This is a genomic window from Candidatus Halobonum tyrrellensis G22, from assembly GCF_000495475.1.
Classification (GTDB): Archaea; Halobacteriota; Halobacteria; order Halobacteriales; family Haloferacaceae; genus Halobonum; species Halobonum tyrrellense.
On the sequence record NZ_ASGZ01000007.1, the window covers coordinates 42894 to 49476 of the forward strand.

Consider the following 6583-nt stretch of genomic DNA (forward strand, 5'->3'; position numbering starts at 1 on the left):
CTCGTATCGACGGGGCCGACCCGGGGACGGTCCGGACGGCGCTCGCGGCGGCGGACCCGCTTCCCGGGACCGACGGGTTCGCCGGCGAGTGCGACGGGACGCTCGTCCGCGACGTGCTCGGCCGCCGGCCGCTGTTCGTCGACGCCGACTCGGAGGCGTGGGCGTTCGACCCGACCGACCTCCGGTCGCCGGAGACGTTTCCCGCGGGCCACGCCCGCGCCGACGGGGCGACCGAGCGGGTCTGGTCGCTCCCCGACCCCGCGCCCGCCCCGGCGGCGGAGGCGCTCGCGGCCGTCGAGCGAGCGGTCCTGACCGCCGTTCGCGGCGCCGACCCCGCGGGGACCGCGGTGGCGTTCTCCGGCGGCGTCGACTCCGGGCTGGTGGCCGCCGGCCTCCCCGACGCGCCGCTGTACGTCGCCGGCTTCGAGGGCTGTCACGACGTCGAGGCGGCGCGGGCGGCCGCCGACGCGATGGGGCGGGCCGACGACCTCCGGGTCGTCGAGGTGACGCACGACGACCTGCGGCGGGCGGTGCCCGAACTCGTCGCCGCGACCGGTCGGACCAACCCGATGGACGTCTCCATCGCCCTGCCGCTGTACCTGGTAGCCGAGCGTGCGGCCGCCGACGGCCACGACCGACTCGCGGTCGGGCAGGGCGCGGACGAACTGTTCGGCGGCTACGCCAAGGTGGTCGACCCCGTCGACGACGGCCGGGTCGACGCCGACACCGTCCGCGGCGCGCGCCGCGAGACGCTGCTCGCGCTCCCCGACGGGCTAGAGCGGGACGTGTTGACCCTCCGCGCCGCGGGGGTCGACCCCGTCGCCCCCCTGTTGGGCGACGAGGTGGTGGCGGCGGCGCTCGAACTCCCCGCCGACCTGCTCGCCACGCCCGACGAACGGAAGGTGGCGCTCCGGCGGGCCGCCGCGGGCGTCCTCCCCGAGTCGGTACGGGCGGCGGAGAAGAAGGCGGTCCAGTACGGCACGTACGTCTCGCGGGAACTCGACAGGCTCGCCCGGCGCGCGGGGTTCAAACGGCGGATGGAGAACCACGTCGGCCGGTACGTCGAGTCGCTGGTCGAGTGAGGCGGCTCCGGGCCGGGACAGGCTACTCGCCGACCGCCGCGCCGACCGTCTCGACGGCCTCGATACCGATCTGGACCGTGTCGGGGTCGACGTCGGCCTCGCGCAGTTCCGCGGGGGTGTACCACGCCCACGCCGCGGCGGGTTCCTCGTCGTCGCCCGCGGGGTCGACCGCCCGGGAGTCGACCGCCGCGAAGTACACCATGTCGACGTGCTGGTGGGCGACCCGTCCGTCGAGCGTGTCGATGTCGTACAGCACCGTGTGTCGCGGGTCGGGGAGCGTCTCGCCGTCGGGTGCGGGCACGGGGTCGGTGTCGTCGACCAGTCGCGCGTCGAGACCCGTCTCCTCGTGCGCCTCCCGGAGCGCCGCCTCGTGGGGGAGTTCGTCCCGGTCGACGTGCCCGCCGGGCGGAAGCCGGATATCCAGTTTCGGGTGGCGGTGGAGCGCGACCGCGCCGTCGTTGACGAGGTAGACGGTCGCCGTGAAGTGGCGCGTGAGTTCCATACCCGCGGGTGGGCGGCGGTCGTGTTCGGTGTTACGTTCGGCGGCGGAAAAGCGGTCGACTCGGCCCGGAACGGTTAGAGGTGGACCTGCTCTTCGGCTTCGAGCAGTTCGTGATAGCGGTTCCGGATGGTGACCTCGGAGATGTTCGCCACGTCGCTGACCTCGCCTTGCGTCACCTTCTCGTTGGTGAGTAGCGAGGCGGCGTACACCGCCGCCGCCGCGAGTCCGACCGGCGACTTGCCCGAGTGGATCCCCTCCTCCTTGGCGGTTTCGAGCAGTTGGCGGGCGCGCCGCTCCGCCTCGTCGGAGAGTTCGAGGTCGGAGGCGAACCGCGGCACGTAGCTCTCGGGGTCCGCGGGCTGGATCTCCAGGTTGAGTTCGCGCACGACGTAGCGGTACGTCCGCGCCACCTCGTCTTTGTCGACCCGCGAGACGCCCGTGATCTCGTCGAGCGACCGCGGCGTGCCCGCCTGCCGGGCGGCGGCGTAGAGGCTCGCCGTCGAGACGCCCTCGATGGAGCGGCCGGGCAGGAGGTCCTCGTCGAGCGCCCGTCGGTAGATGACGCTCGCGGTCTCGCGGACGTTGTCCGGCAGGCCGAGCGCGGAGGCCATGCGGTCGATCTCGCCGAGCGCCTGCTTGAGGTTGCGCTCCTTCGAGTCGCGGGTGCGGAACCGCTCGTTCCAGGTGCGGAGCCGCTGCATCTTCTCCCGCTGGCGGCTCGACAGCGAGTTGCCGTACGCGTCCTTGTTCTGCCAGCCGATGTTGGTCGACAGCCCCTTGTCGTGCATCATGTTCGTCGTCGGGGCGCCGACCCGGCTCTTCTCGTCTTTCTCGCTCGCGTCGAACGCGCGCCACTCCGGCCCGTGGTCGATCTCGTCCTCCTCGACGACGAGCCCGCAGTCTCGACAGACCGTCTCGCCGCGTTCGGAGTCGTTGACTAACTGCCCCCCGCACTCCGGACACGACAGATCCGCCTCCTCGCGCTCCCCCTCGCTCTCCTCCGTGTCTGACTGTCGGGCACGCTCGTCCGTGTAGTTTCGGACGTTCTCACTCATTTTTGGGTGGGTGGAAAAACGGCGGTCGGAACCGTGTCCTTCCGAGTACTCTGTTGGTTAGGAAACGACTTATACCTGATGGCGGTGTATACGCGGATTCTACCGCCGAAAACTACCCGACGTGGCCGGTGCGGTTCTGTCGATTGGACGAAATATACCGGACGGGGAAATCGTCTCCCCCGACCGACGGGAGACCGGTCGTGCCGGCGGGTACGCCGTCTCTACCGTCGGTCGTCCGAGTCGTCGGGCAGGTCGACCGTGATCGTGTGGTTGCCCGGGCCGTAGGTGCCCGTCGAGGCGTTCCACAGCGACTGGGTGACCGACGGGTCGAACCCGGCGTCGGGCTTCTCGTACGTCGCAAGCGACAGCGTCACGTTCTCGCCGTCGGCGACGGTGAACGACACCGACGCCGTGCCGTCGTCGTGTTCGACGACGTGGCCGTAGTCGACGGCGTCGCGGACCGACTCGTTCGGCCACGCGGTGCCCCGTTCGGTGATGCCGTCGTCGGCCGTGCCGTGAGCGAACCGGAGCAGGCGGTCCTCCTCGGCGTACAGCGGGTACTCGCCGCCGATCCGCTCGTACGGCTCGCCCGCCACGAAGTCGACCTGGTAGGTGGTCGTCTCCGCCTCGTCCGGCCCGTCGTCGGCGTACCCCACCTCGTACTCGTACGGGACCGTGCCGAACTCACCTTGCTCGCTCGCGCGCGTCACCGTGAGGACGTACTCGCTCACGTTCTCGCCCGCGGGCAGGTCGGTGAGCGTCCGCGTCCCCGAGTCGGGGAACGACCGGAGCGGGTACTGTTCGACCCCGACGACGCCGCCCGTCTCGTCGAGTCCGATCACCGAGTACTGGTAGTCGACGTACTCGTCGCGGACCTCGTCGAGACTGGCGAACGGGTCGGCGCTCGACCCGTCGTACGAGACGTTCGTCCCCGAGACGGAGACGTCGCGGACGTACATCCCGGTTCCGGGGACCGTCGAGGAGTTACCCTGTGCGGCGTAGTCGCCGATGTACCGGAACCCGATCAGCACGTCCTCGCCGGCGTACGCCGAGAGGTCGAACGTCTGCTCGGTCCACTCGCCGCCCGTATCGCCCGTGAAGCCGGGTCGGTTCTCGGCGACCGGCGGGTAGGCGCCGTCGGGCGAGGCGAGGTAGTCGGTGGTGTTCTCGTTCGAGAGGCTGGTCCAGGTGTCGCCGCCGTCGGTCGACACCTGCACGTACGCGTAGTCCCACCCGCGTTCGATGTCGTAGTAGGCGTCGAACCCGAGCGTCGGCGAACTCGTGTCGTTCAGGTCGGCCTCGACTATGGCGAACCTGTCGGCGAGGTTGCCCGCGCCGCTCGCGAGCACCGTCTCGTTCGCGTCGACCGGGTTCGCCGTCGCCTCCCACTGGGTGGGCAGTGTGTCGATGCCGCCGACCGTGATGTTCTCGACGGTCGCGTCGCCGCTCGCGTCGATGGTCTCGTAGGCGTTCCCCCACGAGGCGGTCACGTTGTTCCGCGTGTACAACACCTCGTCGCTGGTGTTGACGTTCAGTTCGACCCGCTCGAACGAGTACGGCGCGGGACCGTCCGCGCCCGCGTCACCGACGAGCGCCGCCGAGAAGTCCTGGTACAGTTCCGTGTAGTTCTCCGAGGCGCCGACCCGGTCGAGCGCGTCGTTCACCCCCGCGATGCTGTCGTTGCCGTCCTCGAAGGCGGCCCGAACGAACTCCTCGCCGTACCGCTGTTCGCCGTACAGCATGAACAGGAACGCCCCGCCGTAGTCGGCGAGGGCGTTGATCGAACCCTGGTCCTCCCACTCGACGAGCGAGTTGGACGGCAGTTGCTCGTAGGCGGGGACGTGACTCGACGGGACGCCGTAGCCGACCGCGAGTTCGGCGTAGTCGGAGAGTCCCTCGTTGACCCACGACACCTCGTCGGGGTCCTGGTCGCTGTGGAGGAGGTGCTGGTACTCGTGGGCGAACGTGCCCTCGACCTGGTGGGACTCGTTGCTCCCGTCGTCGGGTCGCCACGGCGCCTCGGGCGTGCCGGTGCCGTTCGCCCAGTCGTACGCGTCGATGGTGACGACGTTCCGGTCGGTGTACTGTTCGATCGTCGGCGAGAAGAAGCCGGCCGTGTACAGCGGGTACGACTCGTTGTAGTAGTTCTCGTCTTGGACGTTGTCGACCAGCATGATCGTCCGGCTCTCGTTGCTGGTCTTGTAGTAGTCCCGCGGCACCGCGCCCTGCGCCGCGAGCGCCGAGTCGTTGCCGTAGTGGGGCTGCGGCTCGCGGAACAGTTCACTCTCGGTCGGGTAGATGTTCCCCTCGAACTCCTCGATCAGGTAGTCGAGTTGCGCCTCCGTGACGTTGGGGTCGGCGCGGGTGTCGTTCTCCGGCCACGAGAGGTCGTTCGCGACCCAGATGGCGCCGTTGTCGCTGACGCGCCGGAGGGTGTAGTTCTTGAAGTAGTACTCGCCGGTCACGAAGTCGACCGACGGGAACTGCTTCGTCGTGCCGACCGTCGCGTCGGCCGTCGGGGCGGCCGCGCTCGCGGCGGCCTGACTCCCGCCGGTCGGCGCCGAGAGACCGGAAGTGTCGAGCGTGAAGTTCCGCATCCGGCTCGACGGCACGTCGACCGGCGTCGGGTCGTCGGCCGCGTCGGCGGAGTCGTTGTCGTCCGTCTCGTCGGCCGCGTCAGCCGCGTCGGCGGCCGCCGTCGGCGCGTCCGCGGCTCCCGTCGCCGCGGGCTGCGCCGTCGCGCCGGTGCCGACGGCGGAGGCGCTAGCCCCCATCGCCACCGACGAGAGGAGGATCGTCGCTACGAGAAGTATCGCTCGTGATCTCATGGAATCCGTGACATGAGTCACGGGCGCCCGACATAATTGTTGTCACACAACAAACCATGAATTATCGGTAATCACCGAGCAACATCGGCAGTACCGTCCGCTTCTCCGGCGGTCTCATCCGCTTCTCCGACGGCACCGTCCGATTTCGGCCGCTCGGACGCGACCCGGACCGAACGCGCGGCGGCGCTCGCCGAGGGGGTGTATCGAAACCCTTACTCTCCGCCCGCGGCACCTCCCGGGTATGACAGACGCCGGGAGCGTCGACCCCGAGGAGGTGCGGCACGTCGCGGACCTCGCGCGGGTTGACCTCGACGAGGCGGAGGTCGAGGAGTTCGCCGCGCAGTTCTCGGACGTGCTCGACTACTTCGAGGCGCTCGACGAGGTGCCCGAGGTGGACGAGGAGCCGGACCTGGTGAACGTGATGCGGCCCGACGAGGTGCGGGAGGGGCTCTCACAGGAGGCGGCGCTGGCGAACGCCCCGGAGACGGAGGAGGGGTACTTCAAGGGTCCGCGGGTGTCGTAGATGGCGGCCGACGAGGAGGACCTCAACGCGTTCGTGACCCGCGAGACGGTCGCGGGCGCCGACGACGGACCGCTCGCGGGCCGGACTGTCGCGGTCAAGGACAACATCTCGACCGAGGGGCTGCGCACCACCTGCGGGTCGGCGATGCTCGACGACTACGTGCCGCCGTACGACGCGACGGTCGTCGAGCGGGTGACCGCCGCGGGCGCCGACGTCGTCGGCAAGACCAACATGGACGAGTTCGGCATGGGCGGGACGACGGAGACGTCGGCGTTCGGCCCGACCAAGAACCCGGTCGACCCCGACCGCGTCCCGGGCGGGTCGTCGGGCGGGTCCGCCGCGGCGGTGGCCGCCGGCGAGGCGGACCTCGCGCTCGGCACCGACACCGGCGGCTCGGTGCGCAACCCCGCCGCGTTCTGCGGCGTCGTCGGCATCAAGCCGACGTACGGGCTGGTGTCGCGGTACGGTATCGTCGCGTACGCCAACTCGCTCGAACAGGTCGGCCCGCTCGCGCCCACCGTCGAGGGGGCGGCGGAACTGCTCGACGTCATCGCCGGCCCCGACGAGAACGACGCCACCACCCGGGAGGCGGG

Annotated in this window: 6 protein-coding genes; 3 read left to right on the forward strand and 3 right to left on the reverse strand. The window is 70.3% G+C overall.

What is annotated here, in order from left to right:
• Positions 1-5 precede the first annotated feature (5 nt).
• Complete coding sequence (locus tag K933_RS02980) at positions 6-1082, forward strand: asparagine synthase C-terminal domain-containing protein (RefSeq protein WP_049947550.1); 1077 nt, start codon at positions 6-8, stop codon at positions 1080-1082.
• Positions 1083-1104: 22 nt separating this feature from the next.
• Here the strand turns inward: K933_RS02980 and K933_RS02985 are convergent, their stop codons facing one another.
• The 3 genes from K933_RS02985 to K933_RS02995 all read right to left on the reverse strand — a co-directional run bounded on the left by K933_RS02985 (position 1105) and on the right by K933_RS02995 (position 5467).
• On the reverse strand, positions 1105-1584 hold the full coding sequence (locus tag K933_RS02985) for an NUDIX hydrolase (RefSeq protein WP_023393201.1): 480 nt from the start codon (positions 1582-1584) through the stop codon (positions 1105-1107).
• Positions 1585-1658: 74 nt separating this feature from the next.
• Positions 1659-2639, reverse strand: a complete 981-nt coding sequence (locus K933_RS02990; RefSeq protein WP_023393202.1) for a transcription initiation factor IIB — start codon at positions 2637-2639, stop codon at positions 1659-1661.
• Positions 2640-2860: 221 nt separating this feature from the next.
• Entirely contained in the window at positions 2861-5467 is a 2607-nt protein-coding gene (locus K933_RS02995) for an immune inhibitor A domain-containing protein (RefSeq protein WP_152529740.1), read from the reverse strand.
• Between the two features lie 241 nt (positions 5468-5708).
• Between K933_RS02995 and gatC the strand changes: the two genes are divergently transcribed.
• Entirely contained in the window at positions 5709-5990 is a 282-nt protein-coding gene (gatC, locus tag K933_RS03000; protein WP_023393204.1) for an Asp-tRNA(Asn)/Glu-tRNA(Gln) amidotransferase subunit GatC, read from the forward strand.
• A partial coding sequence (locus tag K933_RS03005) for an amidase family protein (RefSeq protein WP_023393205.1) occupies positions 5991-6583 on the forward strand: 593 nt, incomplete at its 3' end.

What these genes read in the sequence shown, in the direction of transcription:
- K933_RS02985 (WP_023393201.1), bottom strand. Translation starts at nt 1,584, where the DNA reads ATGGAACTCACGCGCCACTTCACGGCGACCGTCTACCTCGTCAACGAC.
- K933_RS02995 (WP_152529740.1), bottom strand. Translation starts at nt 5,467, where the DNA reads ATGAGATCACGAGCGATACTTCTCGTAGCGACGATCCTCCTCTCGTCG.
- K933_RS02990 (WP_023393202.1), bottom strand. Translation starts at nt 2,639, where the DNA reads ATGAGTGAGAACGTCCGAAACTACACGGACGAGCGTGCCCGACAGTCA.
- gatC (WP_023393204.1), top strand. Translation starts at nt 5,709, where the DNA reads ATGACAGACGCCGGGAGCGTCGACCCCGAGGAGGTGCGGCACGTCGCG.